Origin of the sequence: Bradyrhizobium sp. HKCCYLRH1030, from assembly GCF_051168395.1 — a bacterium.
In the GTDB taxonomy this organism is placed as follows: domain Bacteria; phylum Pseudomonadota; class Alphaproteobacteria; order Rhizobiales; family Xanthobacteraceae; genus Bradyrhizobium.
Genome location: NZ_JBNPUY010000002.1, coordinates 944,797 through 962,058 on the forward strand (window position 1 = coordinate 944,797; position 17,262 = coordinate 962,058).

A 17,262-nucleotide genomic window follows, 5' to 3' on the forward strand; every position below is an offset into this window, starting at 1 on the left:
CCTGCTACCAGCCCGCCGCTCTGACCAGCCGCCGGCGATCGGTCTCCTGCGCGATCTGCTTCAGAGTTTGCCGGGGCCGCATCAGGTCGATCGGCTTCGAGAAGGGGGGATCTATGTTGAGCTCGAGAACCTCCGTGCCGGGGCGTTTGCCTAGCGAGAGGTCCGGCATGGTGCAGTCCAAGCTCCTCTTCTGCAGGACGATCGAGGCTGCGTCGACCGAGCTCACGTCCGTCGTGTTGAAGCCGGCCTGTGCTGCAATCTTTCGCAAGATTGAAACATGCACGGCGGCATCTTCGATCACGAGGAGTTCGTTGCGCATGAATTCCCTGTCCCGTTGCCGCCCTGACACGGTCATCGGCAAGCAGGATCATGTCTACCGGCCGGCTCTGACCCCCTCGTAAATTTTGGTTTCCGTACGACTACGGGGAGCGTGCGGCGATGTATGCGTCCTGCCATCGTCGACCGCGCGGAGTTCGTCCGCCAAAGAGAAAGCGGCCGGACACCGGTCCGGCCGCCGCGCAGGGCATTTCCGGGGAGCTCGGCTATTCGGCCGGGCCGAACACGGCTTCCATCTTGGTCTTGAGCGTCGCAGCGTTGAACGGCTTGACGATGTAGTTGCTCACGCCGGCCTTCTTGGCGGCAATGACGTTCTCGGTCTTCGATTCGGCCGTGATCATGATGAACGGCGTCTTCGACAGTTCCGGGCTGGCGCGCACCTCGCGCAGCAGGTCGTAGCCGGTCATCGGCTCCATGTTCCAGTCGGAGATCACGAGGCCATACTTCTTCGCCTGCATCTTGGAGAGCGCGGCCGATCCGTCGCTGGCGTCGTCGACGTTCTCGAATCCGAGCTGCTTCAGCAGGTTGCGGATGATCCGGATCATAGTGGCGTAGTCATCGACCACCAGGATCGGCATCGACAGATCAAAGGCCATGTCATTACTCCGCGCGTCTGGTCAAAAGCCGAACACGGGCGAGATATATCAGCACGAAGATAATTCGACGCTTCTTGGAACTCGCGCTCGTCAGCACGTCGACAATTATCAGCGCCCGTTGAACAGCGCGTTAATTCCGTCCGCAGCGGTGATGGGGATCATGCAATGGGCCGTAGTTGTACGGAGGCAAGGGCGTTCGGCGAGGCGCCGGCGCGCGACGGCCGGAACGACGCCTGCTTACGGCAGGCTGCGCGGCCGGACCAGATTCTCGTAGTGGGCCTTCACGGCGCCGTAGCACTCACACGCCGTCTTCTTCAGCCCCTCCAGATCGATGATCTCGATATGGCCGCGGCTATAGTGGATGAAGTCCGCCTGCTGCAGCGTGCTCGCCACCAGCGAAACGCTGTTGCGTCGGGCGCCGATCATCTGCGCCAGGGACTCCTGGGTGATGTAGAGCTTGTTGCCGCCTGAAAGGTCATGCGTCTGCAGCAGGCAACGGGCGAGACGCGACTCGACGGTGTGGGCGGCGTTGCAACCGGCGGTCTGCTGACTCTGCACGTAGATGGCGAGTGCGTGGCGCAACATCAGCGCGCGAAACGAGGGGCTCTGTTCGGCGGCTGCCCGTACCCTGTCGATGTCGACGACCGATGCAGCACCGGGAACGAGGACCACCGCGCTGTTCAGCACCACCGGATCGCCGCCCGCGAGCAGGGACATGCTTCCGAAGAAGCTATCGCGACCGATCATCGCCACCTGAACGCGCTCTCCGCGCGCGAGGTTCACGACCAGCGAGATCACGCCGCGATGAGGAAAGTAGATGCGCGAAAGCTTTTCGCCGACCTCGGCGAGAATGGAGTCTTGCACCAGATCCACGGTCCGCAGATAGGGTCGGATCAGCTCGAAATCATCGTCGGTCAACGACGACAGGAAACCGTTCGGAGAACGCAAGCTGGGGTCCAAAGCCATCTCCTGCATTGCAGTATCGGAGCCTCGCAGATCTCAATGCCCTCATGGTTCCATAGAACTGCGTCCCATCCGCTGACAAGAAGAATCACGGGTAATATTCCCAGTAAAGGCCATTCGTTCCTGCTGTGTGCGTTGTCGTGCAGACAGGCGCGAATGCGCGTTGCGGATTTGGGCCATCAACGTGTGTGCGATGTGCTGATCTGATCGCGCGCGGTTGTATACAGTCGGCACGCATCCGGCCTCCGCCTCGGCTCGTGAAAGCAGCGCAGCACGCTTGCGGCGAACGTCTCGTTGCTCCGGCCGCGGCAGCTCCGATGTGCACGGACGCCACGTAGCAAGCGCCGCAATTGACAGCGGACATCTTGCGGCCAAAATCGCTAATAAGCGCGCTGATTCGTTGACGGATCTTTTTCTGTCGGATGCAACTCTCGTCGCGAGTGGAGGCATCGGCCGGTGTCCTGCGACTGGCGTGACGAGGTTGTCGTCCTGGCAGGAGCAGGAGTCCGACTGATGCTGCATCCAGCCGGAGCGCCGTCGATGGTCAGCGGTGAGACTGAGCGCCAAGGCTGAGCATCAAGACGAAGCTGAACATCGCAGCGGCGTCCGTGCGTTTGCGTCCCGATAGCCCCGCCGTCCTCCCCCCCAACAGGTATTGCAGGATTCATGGCCTCTTCCACCTACCAGCGGTCCAATCAGTCGCTACCGAGCCCGGGCGCAGACATTCCGGCTGCAGCGACGCCGGACATCCACCCCGGGATGGCCATCGTGGGTCAGGTTGCCGGTGGCCTGCTGCACGACTTCAACAACATTCTCACCGTGATCACGGGGACCATCGACATTCTCGCCGAAGCGGTCGAGGACAAGCCTGAACTGGCGGCCGTCGCGCGTCTGATCGACGAGGCCGCGACCCGGGGCGCTCGATTGACGTCGCAGCTTCTGTCGTTCGCAAGGGGCCGGCCGCCGCAGCCATGTGCGGTGGAGTTGAACGAGCTCCTGGTCGACGTCGCTCGCCTGCTTCGTCCGACATTGGGCACCGAGGTCGAGGTGACGACGTCGGTGGGCGCGGACGTGCCGGCCGTCTTCGCTGATCCGGGCCAGTTGATGGCGGCATTGCTGTGTCTTGCGATCGGGGCCCGACATCGACTGGAGCACGGCGGCCGCATCGACATCCAGGCCAGGCGCATGAGTGCGGACGCCTCGGGCGCCGGCGGCATCTCCTCCGACGTGCAGATCGTGTTGACGGCGTCGGTGAGTGCGGCGGAGGCCGGTCCAGCCGATCCCGTGTTCTCGGAGATCCGGCTGGTCGAGGATTTCGTCAGGCGCTCGAACGGACGTCTGGAGCTCCAGGAGCCGCGCGGCCGGACCGCCAGCGTCGAGATCGTCCTCCCGCACGCGGACCGCGCCCCCGCGTAACCGGCCGCTCTTCCGCAAGCTCATAGTTAGCGCTGCCTTAACGGTCGCACCGCGTATCAGCGCGCGCCGACCGTCAGACGCGGATCCGTGCGCCATTTTACCGTGAATCGCGGCGGCCTGCACGCATTTGATCAAACTGATTAGCGGCCAATTAGGATTAACGGCGGCGGCGGAGGCTGCGCGCGGCCGTTCCGAAGTCAATTTAACGAACGGGTAGGATTCCGCGGACCAGTCTGCGCCATCGCCGACAGAACGGTGCGGCGATGTCTACTCATGTTCATCCAGAAGGGAATGACAATGTCAGGTATCGTACTCTCTGCGTCGGTTCGCCAGAACCTGCTCTCGCTCCAGTCGACGGCTCAGCTCCTCGCCACCACGCAGAACAACCTCTCCACGGGCAAGAAGGTCAACTCGGCGCTCGACAATCCGACCAACTTCTTCACCGCCCAGGGTCTCGACAACCGCGCTTCCGACATCTCCAATCTGCTCGACGGCATCGGCAACGGCGTGCAGGTGCTGCAGGCCGCCAACACCGGCATCACCTCGCTGCAGAAGCTCGTCGACAGCGCCAAGTCGATCGCCAACCAGGTGCTGCAGAGCGCGGTGGGCTACTCCACCAAGTCGAGCGTGACCTCGGCGGCTCTGACCGGCGCGACCGCCACCGACCTGCTCGGCTCCAGCTCGACGGCTGTGACCGGCTCGGTCGTGAACAACGACAATACCTCCAGCGCCGTGGCGATCACCGGCTCGACCAAGCTGTCGGGTACGGCGGGCACCGCGTCGAACAACCTCGCCACCGGCATCACCTCCGGTGAGACGCTGGTCGTCAACGGCACCACCTTCACCTTCGTCACCGGCACGTCCTCGACGGGCACCAGCATCGGCATCGGCGACAGCGTCAGCAACCTGCTGTCGGCGATCCAGACCCAGACCGGCGTGACCGCGTCGATCACCGCGGGCGCGATCACCCTGACGCCTCCGGCGGCGGGACTGACGCTCTCGGGCAGCACCGGCACCTTGGGCAAGCTCGGGCTGACTGCCGTCGGCGACGGCCTGTCCGGCAAGACGCTGACGGTCGGCGCCACAGGAGGTGGCACGGCGACCAGCATCACGTTCGGACTAGGGACAGGACAGGTCAAGTCGCTGAACGATCTCAACACGGCGCTCGCAGCCAACAACCTGCAGGCGACGATCGACTCGTCCACCGGCAAGATCTCGATCACCACGACCAACGACGCGGCTTCGGCCACGATCGGTGCGATCGGCGGTACGTCGGCTGCATCCAGCCAGGCTTTCAACGGCCTGACGGCGGCGGCTCCGGTGGCGGACGCGACCGCGCAGACGCAGCGCGCGAGCCTGGTCTCCCAGTACAACAACGTGCTGGCGCAGATCAACACGACCGCGGCTGACGCTTCGTTCAACGGCATCAACCTGCTGAACGGCGACACGCTGAAGTTGACCTTCAACGAAACGGGTAAGTCGACGCTGTCGATCACCGGTGTCACGTTCAACTCGGCTGGCCTCGGCCTGTCGAACCTGACCTCGGGCACCGACTTCCTCGACAACAACTCGGCGAACAAGGTCATCGGCGTCCTCAACTCGGCGAGCTCCACGCTGCGCAACGAGGCCTCCACGCTGGGTTCGAACCTCTCGGTGGTGCAGGTTCGTCAGGACTTCAACAAGAACCTGATCAACGTGCTGCAGACCGGCTCGTCGAACCTGACGCTGGCCGACACCAACGAGGAAGCGGCCAACAGCCAGGCGCTGTCGACCCGCCAGTCGATCGCGGTGTCCGCGCTGTCGCTCGCCAACCAGTCGCAGGCGAGCGTGCTGCAGCTCCTGCGCTAAGGCGCGGGCGGCACCCACGAATATCGGAGGCGGCGGGGCTTGCCCCGCCGTTTTCGGCTCTAGACTATTCGCAAATTGACGCCGCTCGGCTGCGGCGCCGGATCAGCCGGACAGCGAGCACGAGAGCAACGTCGTGTCGACGCGAATGCAGCCTGCCGACGACGCCGCTCCCGAGAGGAGACTCCCGAGAGGAGCCTTCTGAGAGGAGACTGGGCCATGCCCCTGCGGGTCGAGCTGAAGCCTTTCGAGCGCATCGTGATCGGCGACAGCGTCATCGTTAATTCGAATACGCGCGCCCGCTTCATCGTCGAAGGCGACGCGCCCATCCTCCGCGAGCGTGACACCGTCACCGCCGAGACCGCCGATACGCCGGCCAAGCGCCTCTATCTCTGCGTCCAGACGATGTATCTGAAGAACGACGCGATCCGTTATCGCGCGTCCTATCTCGCCTGTATGAACGAGTTGCGCAGGGCGATTCCGGAAGCCGCCGGCCAAGCCGAGATGGTGGATCGCCATGTCACGGAAGGAGCGCTGTACAAGGCGCTGAAGGAGATCAGGGCGCTGATCGAGCGAGAGGATCGCGCAGTCGCGCCGGTCGAAGCGATGCCTTGACATTCCGGCCGCGGAAGGAGCCGGGCTCGCCACAGCCTGAGAGGTTGGTGCTACGTCCGTATTAGCACGGACAATAAAATTAACGGGACGGATAAAAGCCCCACCTAACGATGGCGTGGACGAAAGTCTGTTCAGCCGGGTCGGCGAGGGCCGGGTATCGATCCGCGCCGCTGGTGAAGGCCGGGACCGACCGTCGCTCTGACAGGATCAGCGGTCGCCCCGTGACCGCGGCGCCAATTCTTGGAAGGCCAGTTTCATGGATGACCTGTTGCGTGAGTTCCTGACGGAGACCAGCGAGAGCCTGGATACCGTCGACAATCAATTGGTGCGGTTCGAGCAGGAGCCGAACAACGCCAAGATCCTCGATAACATCTTCCGGCTGGTGCACACGATCAAGGGGACCTGCGGTTTCCTCGGCCTGCCACGGCTCGAGGCGCTGGCGCACGCCGCCGAAACATTGATGGGCAAATTCCGCGACGGCATGCCGGTGACCGGCGAGGCCGTGACGCTGATCCTGACCACGATCGACCGCATCAAGGACATCCTGGGACAGCTCGAGGCCAACGAGGCCGAGCCCGAGGGCGAGGACCGCGACCTCATCAGCGAGCTCGAGGCGATGGTCGAGCGCGGCATGGCGGCGATGGCCGCGGGCGAAGCGGCCCCGCCGCTGGTGCCGGCCGCGCCGCCCGCCCCCGCGGTGACGCACGGCTCGCTGATCGACCAGACGCTGGAGCGTCCGCTGCGTCCGGGCGAAGTGTCGCTCGACGAACTCGAGCGGGCCTTCCGCGAGACCGCGATCGAGTTGCCGCCCGCGCATGAGAAGGCGCCTGAGCCCAAGGCCGCTGCCCCGGCGCCGGTCGCCAAGGCCGGGCCTGCCAAGGCGGAAGCAGAGGCCAAGGCCGAGCCGAAGAAGGCGGCGCGGCCGAAGGTCAATGCCGACGGCGAGGTGCACGAGAACGACAAGGTCGCCAACCAGTCGATCCGCGTCAACGTCGACACGCTCGAACATCTGATGACGATGGTCTCGGAGCTGGTGCTGACGCGCAACCAGCTCCTGGAGATCGCCCGCCGCAACGAGGACACCGAGTTCAAGGTGCCGCTGCAGCGGCTGTCCAACGTCACCGCCGAGCTGCAGGAGGGCGTCATGAAGACGCGCATGCAGCCGATCGGCAATGCCTGGCAGAAGCTGCCGCGCATCGTCCGCGACCTCGCCACCGAACTCGGCAAGCAGATCGAGCTCGAGATGCACGGCGCCGACACCGAGCTCGACCGCCAGGTGCTCGACCTGATCAAGGACCCGCTCACCCACATGGTGCGCAACTCCGCCGATCACGGCCTGGAGACGATGGCCGAGCGCGCCGCGGCCGGCAAGGCCGAGCAGGGCACCATCCGGCTGTCCGCCTATCACGAAGGCGGCCATATCATCATCTGCATCGCCGACAACGGCCGCGGCCTCAACACCGAGCGCATCAAGGCCAAGGCCTTGGCGAACGGCCTCGTCACCGAGGCCGAGCTCGAGAAGATGACGGAAGCGCAGATCCACAAGTTCATCTTCGAGCCGGGCTTCTCGACCGCGGCCGCCGTCACCTCGGTCTCGGGCCGCGGCGTCGGCATGGACGTGGTGCGCACCAACATCGACCAGATCGGCGGCACCATCGACATCAAGTCGGTGCTCGGCGAGGGCACCTCGGTCACCATCAAGATCCCGCTGACGCTCGCGATCGTCTCGGCGCTGATCGTCGAAGCCGGCGGCGACCGCTTCGCGATCCCGCAATTGTCGGTCGTCGAGCTGGTGCGTGCGCGCGCCAACTCCGAGCACCGCATCGAGCGCATCAAGGACACCGCGGTCTTGCGCTTGCGCAACAAGCTGCTGCCGCTGATGCATCTGAAGAAGCTCCTGAAGATCGACGACGGCTCGTCGACCGATCCGGAGAACGGCTTCATCGTGGTGACGCAGGTCGGCAACCAGACCTTCGGCATCGTGGTCGACTGCGTGTTCCACACCGAGGAAATCGTGGTCAAGCCGATGTCGACCAAGCTGCGTCACATCGACATGTTCTCGGGCAACACCATCCTGGGCGACGGCGCCGTGATCATGATCATCGATCCGAACGGCATTGCGAAAGCGCTCGGCGCCGCCGGCTCGGCCTCGCAGGCGGTGTCCGACGAGCACGCCGCGCATCACGCCATCGGCGGCGAGCAGCTCACCTCGCTGCTGGTGTTCCGCGCCGGCACGGCGCAGCCCAAGGCGGTGCCGCTGGCGCTGGTCACGCGCCTGGAGGAGATCGCGGCCGACAAGATCGAGATCTCCAACGGCCGCTACATGGTGCAGTACCGCGACCAGCTGATGCCCTTGGTGCAGATGGAAGGCGTGTCGGTGCAGACGTCGGGCTCGCAGCCGATCCTGGTGTTCGCCGACGAGACCCGCGCGATGGGCCTCGTGGTCGACGAGATCATCGACATCGTCGAGGAGCGGCTCAACATCCAGGTCTCCGGCGCCAAGGATGGCATCCTCGGCTCGGCGGTGATCAAGGGCCAGGCGACCGAGGTGATCGACGTCGGCCACTTCCTGCCGATGGCCTTCGCCGACTGGTTCATCCGCAAGGAGATGCACACCGACGCGCAGACGCAGTCGGTGCTGCTGGTCGACGACTCGCCGTTCTTCCGCAACATGCTGGCGCCGGTGTTGAAGTCGGCCGGCTACAAGGTGCGCACGGCGGCCTCGGCGATCGAGGGCCTGGCCACGCTGCGCTCCGGGCACAGCTTCGACATCGTCGTCACCGACATCGAGATGCCGGAGATGAACGGCTTCGAGTTCACCGAGGCGATCCGCGCCGACCAGAACCTGAGCCAGATGCCGGTCATCGCGGTGTCGTCGCTGGTGTCGCCGGCGGCGATCGAGCGCGGCCGCCAGGCCGGCCTCTACGACTACATCGCCAAGTTCGACCGGCCCGGCCTGATCGCGGCGCTGAAGGAACAGATCGAGGAACGTGCCCGCGCCGAAGCCAACCGGCGGGCCGCGTGACAGCAAGCGGACAGGAGTAGCGTGCGATGAGCAGCAAGATCGAAACCACCGAGGGCGCCGCCGTCGAATACGTCACTGCGATGATCGGCGGCCAGCTGTTCGGCCTGCCGATCTCCCGGGTACAGGACGTGTTCATGCCGGAGCGGGTGACGCGGGTGCCGCTGTCATCGGCGGAGATCGCCGGGGTCCTGAACCTGCGCGGCCGCATCGTGACCGTCGTCGACATGCGGGCGCGGCTCGGCCTTGCCCGCGCCGAGGACGGCAAGCCGCCTATGGCGGTCGGCGTCGATCTGCGCGGCGAGTCCTACGGTCTCCTGATCGACCAGATCGGCGAGGTGCTGCGGCTGTCCGAGGAGGGCCGGGAGGAGAACCCCGTCAATCTCGACCCGCGCATGGCGAAATTCGCCGGCGGCGTGCACCGCCTCGACGGCCAGCTGATGGTCATTCTCGACGTCGATCGCGTGCTCGAGCTCCTGCCGAAGGCAGCAATCGCCGCCTAGCCCGTCAACCGTCCCATAGGGGAGACAACAATGAAGAGCTGTCTGGTCGTGGATGACTCCAGCGTCGTGCGCAAGATCGCACGGCGTATCCTGGAGGAGTTGGGCTTCTCCGTCGTCGAGGCGGAGGATGGCGAGCGGGCGCTCGAGATCTGCACCAAGAGCCTGCCGGACGCCATTCTGCTCGACTGGAACATGCCCGTCATGGACGGTTATGATTTCCTCGGGCGCCTGCGCCGGCTGCCGGGCGGCGAAGGCCCCAAGGTGGTGTTCTGCACCACCGAAAACGACATCGATCACATTTCGCGCGCGCTGAACGCCGGCGCCAACGAATACATCATGAAGCCGTTCGACAAAGAGATTGTGGCCGCCAAATTCCAGGAAGTTGGTCTCATCCAGGCGCTGTCAGCCGAATCCGCCTGATCCCTTCGTCTGCCCAGAAGAGGCCGCCCGTGAACCAGCCTGATTATGAGTTCCTGCGCAAGCTGCTTCGAGACAAGTCCGGTCTCGATCTGTCTGCCGACAAGCAATATCTGATCGAGAGCCGCCTGCTTCCGCTCGCGCGCAAGGCCGGTCTGGCCAGCATCAGCGATCTCGTCCAGAAGCTGAAGGACGGGTCGAGCGCCTTGATAAGTCAGGTCGTCGAAGCGATGACGACCAACGAGACGTTCTTCTTCCGCGACAAGGTCCCGTTCGATCATTTCCGCGACGTGATCATGCCGGAGCTCCTCAAGGCGCGCGCCAACCGCAAGTCGATCCGGATCTGGTGCGCTGCCTGCTCGACCGGCCAGGAGCCGTATTCGCTGGCGATGTCGCTCAAGGAGATGGGATCTGCGCTCAGTGGATGGCGCATCGAGATCATCGCCACCGATCTGTCGCAGGAGGTGCTGGAGAAATCGAAGGCCGGCCTCTACAGCCAGTTCGAGGTGCAGCGCGGGCTGCCGATCCAGCTTCTGGTCAAATATTTCAAGCAGGCAGGCGAACTCTGGCAGATCAATTCCGACGTGCGCGGCATGGTCCAGCATCGCCAGCTCAATCTGCTGCACGACTTCTCACAGCTCGGCACATTCGACGTCGTGTTCTGCCGCAACGTGCTGATCTATTTCGATCAGGACACCAAGATCAACATCTTCGGCCGGCTCGCCAAGCAGATGGAGCCGGACGGCTTCCTCGTACTCGGTGCGGCGGAGACCGTCGTCGGCCTCACCGACGTGTTCAAGCCGCTCGCGGACCGGCGTGGCCTTTATCGCCCGAGCGGGATCGCTTCCGCGGCGAAGGCGTCCGCTCCGGGAATGCCCAGGATCGCGGCCGCGGGCAACTAGATGTTCCCGCAGCCCAATAGAGCAGGACGCGAAGATGTCTGACGACAACAAAGGTACGGAGCGCGTCACCTTCAGCCGTGGTTACGATGTCTGCATCATGGGCATCGACGGGACCTGGCGCAGGGACTGCCAGCTCAACGCCATCTCGGACACCGACGCGGTGCTGACGGTCGAGGGATCGATCCAGGGATTGAATCTGAAAGAGTTCTTTCTGCTGCTGTCCTCGACGGGGCTCGCCTACCGCCGCTGCGAGCTGGTCCGGGTCAACGGCTCCGAGATGGACATCCAGTTCATCAAGGGAAAGAACAAGAAGAAGCGTGGCAACGCTTCCGCCGGCCAGGAAACGACCGTCAACTAGTTCGCCTTGCGGCAGCACGGCGCATTGCTCGCCCGCCGCTCGGGAAACTTCCGCGCGCGGAGCGACGAGGAGACGCGCCAGCCCGGGTCCTGCGCAAGTCCTAAGACGCGTGGCCTTTTTTCCGAGAGCCGCTTTACGTCGCCGCAGGGTCGGACGTGTATGACAATGACGTCGGTCAAATTTTCCAGGGACGGCCAATGCCGGTCATGAGTTCGGAACTTGCATCCAGCCGGTCGGAGCGCGCCGATGATGGCGAACGGCGCGCGCTGCAGCTCTTGGTCGTCGACGACGACGCCGCGCAGCGGACGCTGATCGCGCTGGCGGCCAAGCAGGCCGGCCACGCCGTGACGGTCGCGGCCACGTGCAGCGATGCGATCCGCGAGGTGCGCAGCAACCGCTTTGACTGCGTGACGCTCGATCTCATGCTCGAGGATGGCGAGGGGACCGAGGTCCTCAAGGTCATCGCAGATACCCGCTTCGCCGGTTCCGTGATCGTGATCAGCGGCATGGATGCGGCGAAGCGAATTGAGGCCCGGCTGTTCGCGCGCTCGCTCGGGATCGACCTGCAGAGCCTGCCGAAGCCAGTCGATCTGGCAGCGTTGCGCATCTGCCTGGCGAATCTCGGCAAGACTGTGCTCGGCCTGCCCGTGGTTCACACCTGGGGCGGCGTCGCAGCCGAAAGTGTTGCCGCGAAGCATCGGTCCTGACAGAGCTGCATCGGCGCAAGGCGCGGTCCAGGGCGCACAATCCTATGCAACGTCCGAATCCCGCCGATCTCTGATCAAAACGAGGGCAAGGCCGGCTGACGGCTGTACGTCTTGTGTCAAATGCCGTGCAGATTTTCGTGGGCTGAGGGCCGTGCACGCGTCCGCCGCCGAGCATGTCTGTGGGCGTGGTGCACGTGGGCAACGCCGATGCGACCAGAGTTTGATGTCGATCATGACGCTGTCGGCGTTGATGTGTTTTTGCAAGGCAGCATGCTGCCCGAGACGACTGCCTTGAGATCGTGTCCAGATCATGGTCTCGTGAAGGCGATCACCGATCTGCAGCTACTACTTGTGGGTTAGGATCATAAACCGTACAAATACGGGTGCCCAAAGCACCCGACGAGTATGGTATCATAAGACGCGCTTTCATTGTTTCTTCTCCTTTGCAAGAGCAATCGCCCATGGCCGAACAAACAGCTTCCCGCGGTGAGATTTTTGTCGTCGATGACGACCCAGCCGTGCGCGACACCCTCTCGATGGTCTTGTCGGCAGGTGGGTATGAAGTGATCTGTTTTGCGGACGGCGCCGCGCTCCTGGCGGTGGCGCGGAGCAGGACACCGGCCTGTATCCTGCTCGACGTGCACATCCCCGGAAAGTCCGGTCTCGACATTCTCAGGGAACTGCACGGCGAGGACTATCCGGCTCCGATCTTCATGATCTCGGGCCAGGGCGACATCCCGATGGCCGTCAATGCGATCAAGAACGGGGCGCTCGACTTCATCGAGAAGCCGTTCCGCGGCAGTGAGATCGTGGCCCGTCTGAACGAGGCGATCGGCGCGTTCGCGCGGCGGCAGAAGGAGAATGCCTCGCCGAAGATCGGCTCGCTGCATTTCCCCGGCCGCGAGCCGCTGACGCGGCGCGAGCGCGAGGTCCTGGAACAATTCACGGCGGGGGCCTCGAACAAGGAGGCGGGGCGCACGCTGGGCATCAGCCCGCGCACGATCGAGGATCACCGCGCCAACATCATGAAGAAGCTCGGCGCGCGCAACGCGGCCGATCTGATCCGCATCGTGATGACGGCGTCGCGCGCCAATTGAGCCGATGGCCGGGCCGCCCGCACGGGGCCTCAAGCTGGAGTAGCGGCAACCGCAAGCGCCAGGCCGCGTTGGTCGGGCCGCATTGGCCAAGCCTCGTTTTTCAAGCCTGGTTTTTCAAGCCTCGGTCGCGGCGAGCGCCTTGCGGATCATCTTGGCGAGCTCGGATTTGCGGTACGGCTTCGGCAGCAGAAGAATTCCTTCGTCGAGCCGGCCGTGATGCACCACGGCATTCTCGGTGTAGCCGGAGGTGAACAGGACCCGCTGCGTCGGACGAATCCGCTGGATCTCGGATGCGAGCTGGCGGCCGTTCATCGTCCCCGGCATGATGATGTCGGTGAAGAGCAGATCGAACGGCTCTCCGGCATTGGTGATCGCCAGCGCTTCGGCGGCATTGGCCGCCTCCAGCGTCGCATAGCCCAGTGCATGGAGCTGGGCGAGAACGTAGCCGCGCACCAGCCGGTCGTCCTCCACCACCAGGATCGTCTCCTGGCCGCCCTGGATCGCCGGCGCGTCGCCCGAGGGCTGCGTGATCGCTTCTTCGCTGCCCGGCGGCAGGTACATCCGAATCGTGGTGCCGTGGCCCTCTTCGCTGTAGATCCTGATGTGGCCGGCCGATTGCTTCACGAAGCCGTACACCATCGACAATCCGAGCCCCGTCCCCTTGCCCGGCCCCTTCGAGGTGAAGAACGGATTGAACACCTTGTCGATGATGGCGGCGGGAATGCCGCTGCCACTGTCGCTCACCGCGATCATCGCGTAGCGACCGGGCCGCACGTCGTCGTAGAGACTTGCGTAGTTCTCGTCGAGGTCGGCCCAGCCGGTCTCCAGGATGAGCTTGCCGCCATTCGGCATCGCGTCGCGGGCATTGAGCGCGAGGTTGATGACCGCCGTGGCGAGCTGGTTCGGATCGACATGCGCCACGCAGGTCTCGTCCTGGAAGACGGACTCGATCTCGATCTGCTCTCCGAGCGTCGGCCGCAGCAGCTTGGCCGTGTCGATCATCAGCGTGTTGACGTCGACCTCGCGCGGCTGCAGCGGCTGCCGGCGCGCAAAGGCGAGCAGATGCTGGGTGAGATCGGCCCCGCGCGCGGCGGCCTCGTCGATCATCCTGGTGATCGCGGCGAGCTGCGGCTCCTTGGCCACGGCCGCGGCGAGAATCTCGATCGTGCCGGTGATCACGGTGAGGATGTTGTTGAAGTCGTGCGCGATGCCGCCGGTGAGCTGGCCGATCGCTTCCATCTTCTCGGACTGGCGGATCCGCTCCTCGGTCGCGATCTTGTCGGTGAGGTCGCGGAAGAAGCCGTTCAGCACGAAGCCGTTGCGGGTCTTCAGCGCGGTCACGCTGAGCTCGGCCTTGAACTCGCGGCCGTCGCGCCGCTTCACCATGACCTCGCGTCGGCGGCCGACCCCGAGTGCGCTCGCTTGTCCGGTCATCAGGATGCGGCCGAGCGCGGCGCGCAGCTCCTCGCCGACGTCCCCGACCGTGATCACGTCGAAGACGTCCTTGCCGATGATCTCGGCGCGCGACCAGCCGAAGATCTTCTCGGCCTGGGAGTTCCAGTTGAGAATGGCCCCGTTGTCGTCGACCTGGACGAAGGCATCGAGCGCGGTCTCGACGATGTTGCGGGCGAGCTGTTCGCTCTCCCGGAGCGTCTCCTGCGCCAGCCGGCTCTCGGTCATGTCGCGGCCGATGAAGAAGTGGCGCTGCACCGGCTCCGACCAGTTCGAGGTCCAGGACAGCGTCACCACGCGGCCGTCCTTGTGGACGTAGCGGCAGTCGGAGGTGCGCGCCCGAAGGCCGAGGCGCGAGGCGCGAAGCTCCTCGCGTGCTTTGGGTAGATCGTCCGGGTGGATGAACTCCGCGCCGCTGCGGCCGATCATCTCCGCCGGCGTATAGCCGAGAATCGCCTCCACGCTCGGTGAGACCTGAACCAGGATGCCATTGCGGTCGGTGATGAGGATCAGGTCCTGCGACGTCTCGAAGATGCGCCGCCGTTCCTCGGTCTGCTGGCGCAGCGCCAGTTCGGTCCGGCGGCTCTCGGTGACGTCGCGTGCGATCTTGGAGGCGCCGATGATCTGGCCGGTCGGTGATTTGATCGGCGAGACGCTGAGCGAGACCTGGACCAGCTCACCGTCCTTGCGGATCCGCACCGTCTCGAAATGCTGGATCCGCTCGCCGCGGGCCATGCGCGCCAGAAGGTCCTGGGCCTCGGCCATGCGCTCGGGCGGCACGAGGAAATCCGCAAGGCGGCCCACGGCCTCCTCGGCGGAGTAGCCCAGCATGGCCTCGGCTGCCGGATTCCAGGCGGTGATGGTGCCGTCCAGCGACAGCGTCACGATCGCGTCGTTCGACGATTCCACCGCGGCACTGTAGAGCCGTTCGCGGGCGGCGAAATGGTCGCGCGCTGCTTCGGTCAGGTAATGCTCCTGGACCTCGCGCTCGAGCTCGGCGGTCTTGGTGCGAACCTCGTCCAGCACGCGGGCGAAGGCGCGCGCCAGCACGCCGGTCTCGCCGACCGCCTCGAGCGGGATATTCACCGCCTCGCCGCGCCCCACGCCCTCGACGGCCTGGGTCAGTTGGTTGATCGGCCGCGTCAGCGAGCGCGCGACCACGAAGGCGAGCGCGGCCGCGCACAGCATCGCGATCAGGCCGACCTCGATCGCCGTCTTGCGGATGGCGAGGGCGGGCGCCATGAAGGCGGTGTTCGGGATCGTCTCGATCACCGCCACCCATTCCTGTCCCGCGAGCAGCGCCGGCGCGAAGGCGACACCGCCGGGACGATCGGCTTCGTCGTGCAGGATCTGCGCGAAACCCTCGGCGCTGCCGGTCGCGCCGGCGAGCGTCGGAAAATCGTCCTGCCATCGCGTCGATCGGCCGCGTTTCGAGGCGAATTCCCGGTCTGATTCGGGATGGAAGAGATAGTCGCCGCGGGCGTTCACGACATAGAGCTGCGCGCCCGGGCGGGCCGCCGTGCGCAGATGCGCGAAGATCGGGCGCATGTCGAGATCGACGATCAGGATCGCGTACGGCTTGCCGTCCGGCGCGAACACCGGCGTGCCGACGCACAGCATCGGCACGCCTGTCTTGGGGTCCGTCGTGTTGCCGTCGAGAATGATCGGCGAGAGCCGGATGCCGCCGGGCGGCAGGCTCAGCGTCTCCTTGATGTAGTTGCGCTCGCCGCGCGTGATCAGCTCGTTCTCCGGAACGATCCGCACCGTGTTGCCCGGCCCGAGCCGGTCGACCCGGATCAGCTCGCGATAATCGTTCTCGATCCCGACCAGGCGGATCATCGCGTAGGTCGGCTTGGCCTGCAGCTCGGCGAAGTAGCGCGTTGCGACCCGCTCGCGCCACGACTGCGCCGGCAGCCCTTCGCGGGGATCGGGAGCTCCCGTCTTCAGTGTGCGCATCAACGTCGCCAGATTCGGCGAGGCGCGATAGCCGTTGATGTCATTCCGGGCGCTGCCGACATAGTTTTCGAGCTCGGTCGCCATCAGGCGCGAATGCGACTCGATTCGATCGAGCGCGCGCGGCAACAGCGCCCGCTCGAGGCTGCGATAGCCGAGCCAGCCGACGGCGAACACCGCGATCGCGACCAGCAGGATCATCGCGATCGCCAGCCGCGTCGTCAGCGTGAGGCGGCCGCCGAACCGCGGCGCCTCGCTCGCGCGCTGCGCGCCGCTGAGCAGGAGCCCTTCGGTTCGGCCGTCAGGATTTCGGAACAGCATCTTGGCCTGGCCGGGGTCGAGCAGCCCGATCGCCTGCCGATGCCAGGCATTCGGAAACCATCGTCAGGAGGGCTGCCGGTTTGAATGGCTTGGGCAATGCGGACACCGCTCCCAGCCTGGTGGCCATGGTAAGATAGTCGGGCTCGGTCACCGAGGTCGGGGTGTGGGCACGTCCCGAGGTCATGATGATCGGAACGCCCGGCGTGTGCTTGAGGATCAAGCGCATCGCCTCCAGCCCGTCCATGCCCGGCATGAAGATGTCGAGGATCACCAAGTCAAAGCTCTCGCTCTTGAAGCGGACGAGTGCCTTCTGGCCGTCGCCGGCGATGCCGACGACGTGACCGGCCCGTTCGAGCACGCGCTGAATTGTCAGCTGCATGAGCGGATCGTCGTCCACGACCAGAATCTTCGCCACGCTCCGCATCTCCCGATTGGCTGGCAGCAAGACCAACGGTCAGTTGTAAGGTTTTGCCCAATTCGCGGCGCGCCGCAAGCGTTTCGCCGGGCAAGTCACATGCAGGATGGGGCGCGGTGATCGATGTCCTGTACGGGACAAGGGTGGACTATCCGGGCGCCGGGCCTGCATTCGAGGCGCTCGCGCCGTAGTTGCATGGCGCGGAGCGCTCCATAATCGCCTCGTCGTCGCGCCGAATGCACAATATTTGAGCACATGTCTGAGGATGTGCGATCCCAGGTGGCGCGACAGACGGTGCGGACCAGCACGGGACGGAGTGGCCACAGACGACATGCCGGCGTGCG

At 65.0% G+C, this 17,262-nt stretch carries 15 protein-coding genes; 10 read left to right on the plus strand and 5 right to left on the minus strand.

Annotated elements, in window-relative coordinates; genetic code table 11:
* Positions 1–4: 4 nt before the first annotated feature.
* The 3 genes from ACQR1E_RS09720 to ACQR1E_RS09730 all read right to left on the minus strand — a co-directional run bounded on the left by ACQR1E_RS09720 (position 5) and on the right by ACQR1E_RS09730 (position 1,892).
* The gene (locus tag ACQR1E_RS09720) at positions 5–319 is read right to left on the minus strand and encodes a response regulator (RefSeq protein ID WP_315825810.1); all 315 of its coding nucleotides are present in this window, start codon (positions 317–319) and stop codon (positions 5–7) included.
* Between the two features lie 223 nt (positions 320–542).
* The gene (locus tag ACQR1E_RS09725) at positions 543–932 is read right to left on the minus strand and encodes a response regulator (protein ID WP_008968243.1); all 390 of its coding nucleotides are present in this window, start codon (positions 930–932) and stop codon (positions 543–545) included.
* Between the two features lie 237 nt (positions 933–1,169).
* On the minus strand, positions 1,170–1,892 hold the full coding sequence (locus ACQR1E_RS09730) for a Crp/Fnr family transcriptional regulator (RefSeq protein WP_315715994.1): 723 nt from the start codon (positions 1,890–1,892) through the stop codon (positions 1,170–1,172).
* 669 nt (positions 1,893–2,561) lie between these two features.
* Here ACQR1E_RS09730 and ACQR1E_RS09735 point away from each other — a divergent pair.
* The 10 genes from ACQR1E_RS09735 to ACQR1E_RS09780 all read left to right on the plus strand — a co-directional run bounded on the left by ACQR1E_RS09735 (position 2,562) and on the right by ACQR1E_RS09780 (position 12,777).
* Positions 2,562–3,311, plus strand: a complete 750-nt coding sequence (locus tag ACQR1E_RS09735) for a histidine kinase dimerization/phospho-acceptor domain-containing protein (RefSeq protein WP_316169910.1) — start codon at positions 2,562–2,564, stop codon at positions 3,309–3,311.
* A 297-nt stretch (positions 3,312–3,608) separates the two neighbouring features.
* Positions 3,609–5,159: a flagellin gene (locus tag ACQR1E_RS09740; protein WP_315825812.1), complete on the plus strand. Its 1,551-nt coding sequence runs from the start codon at positions 3,609–3,611 to the stop codon at positions 5,157–5,159.
* Between the two features lie 216 nt (positions 5,160–5,375).
* Entirely contained in the window at positions 5,376–5,771 is a 396-nt protein-coding gene (gene flbT / locus ACQR1E_RS09745; RefSeq protein ID WP_434896951.1) for a flagellar biosynthesis repressor FlbT, read from the plus strand.
* A 256-nt stretch (positions 5,772–6,027) separates the two neighbouring features.
* Positions 6,028–8,796, plus strand: a complete 2,769-nt coding sequence (locus ACQR1E_RS09750) for a hybrid sensor histidine kinase/response regulator (RefSeq protein ID WP_315714011.1) — start codon at positions 6,028–6,030, stop codon at positions 8,794–8,796.
* Between the two features lie 26 nt (positions 8,797–8,822).
* Positions 8,823–9,296, plus strand: coding sequence for a chemotaxis protein CheW (locus ACQR1E_RS09755; protein ID WP_315750715.1), 474 nt, complete (start codon positions 8,823–8,825; stop codon positions 9,294–9,296).
* 30 nt (positions 9,297–9,326) lie between these two features.
* The gene (locus tag ACQR1E_RS09760; protein ID WP_315716971.1) at positions 9,327–9,716 is read left to right on the plus strand and encodes a response regulator; all 390 of its coding nucleotides are present in this window, start codon (positions 9,327–9,329) and stop codon (positions 9,714–9,716) included.
* A gap of 29 nt (positions 9,717–9,745) precedes the next feature.
* Positions 9,746–10,615, plus strand: coding sequence for a CheR family methyltransferase (locus tag ACQR1E_RS09765; RefSeq protein WP_315750716.1), 870 nt, complete (start codon positions 9,746–9,748; stop codon positions 10,613–10,615).
* 34 nt (positions 10,616–10,649) lie between these two features.
* Positions 10,650–10,973 (plus strand): PilZ domain-containing protein, encoded by a 324-nt coding sequence (locus tag ACQR1E_RS09770; protein WP_315716973.1) that lies wholly within the window; start codon positions 10,650–10,652, stop codon positions 10,971–10,973.
* 197 nt (positions 10,974–11,170) lie between these two features.
* Entirely contained in the window at positions 11,171–11,680 is a 510-nt protein-coding gene (locus ACQR1E_RS09775) for a response regulator (protein ID WP_316165721.1), read from the plus strand.
* Positions 11,681–12,141: 461 nt separating this feature from the next.
* Positions 12,142–12,777 carry a response regulator transcription factor gene (locus ACQR1E_RS09780; RefSeq protein WP_315750719.1) on the plus strand — a complete coding sequence of 212 codons (636 nt, stop codon included), beginning with the start codon at positions 12,142–12,144 and terminating at the stop codon, positions 12,775–12,777.
* 114 nt (positions 12,778–12,891) lie between these two features.
* Here ACQR1E_RS09780 and ACQR1E_RS09785 read toward each other — a convergent pair whose 3' ends face one another.
* Together ACQR1E_RS09785 and ACQR1E_RS09790 are read right to left on the minus strand one after the other, a co-directional pair.
* Positions 12,892–16,503 carry a PAS domain S-box protein gene (locus tag ACQR1E_RS09785; protein ID WP_316227040.1) on the minus strand — a complete coding sequence of 1,204 codons (3,612 nt, stop codon included), beginning with the start codon at positions 16,501–16,503 and terminating at the stop codon, positions 12,892–12,894.
* A complete protein-coding gene (locus tag ACQR1E_RS09790; RefSeq protein ID WP_315750724.1) occupies positions 16,484–16,918 on the minus strand; it encodes a response regulator in 435 nt (144 codons plus the stop codon). Before ACQR1E_RS09790 ends, ACQR1E_RS09785 begins: the two co-directional genes overlap by 20 nt.
* Between the last annotated feature and the right edge of the window lie 344 nt (positions 16,919–17,262).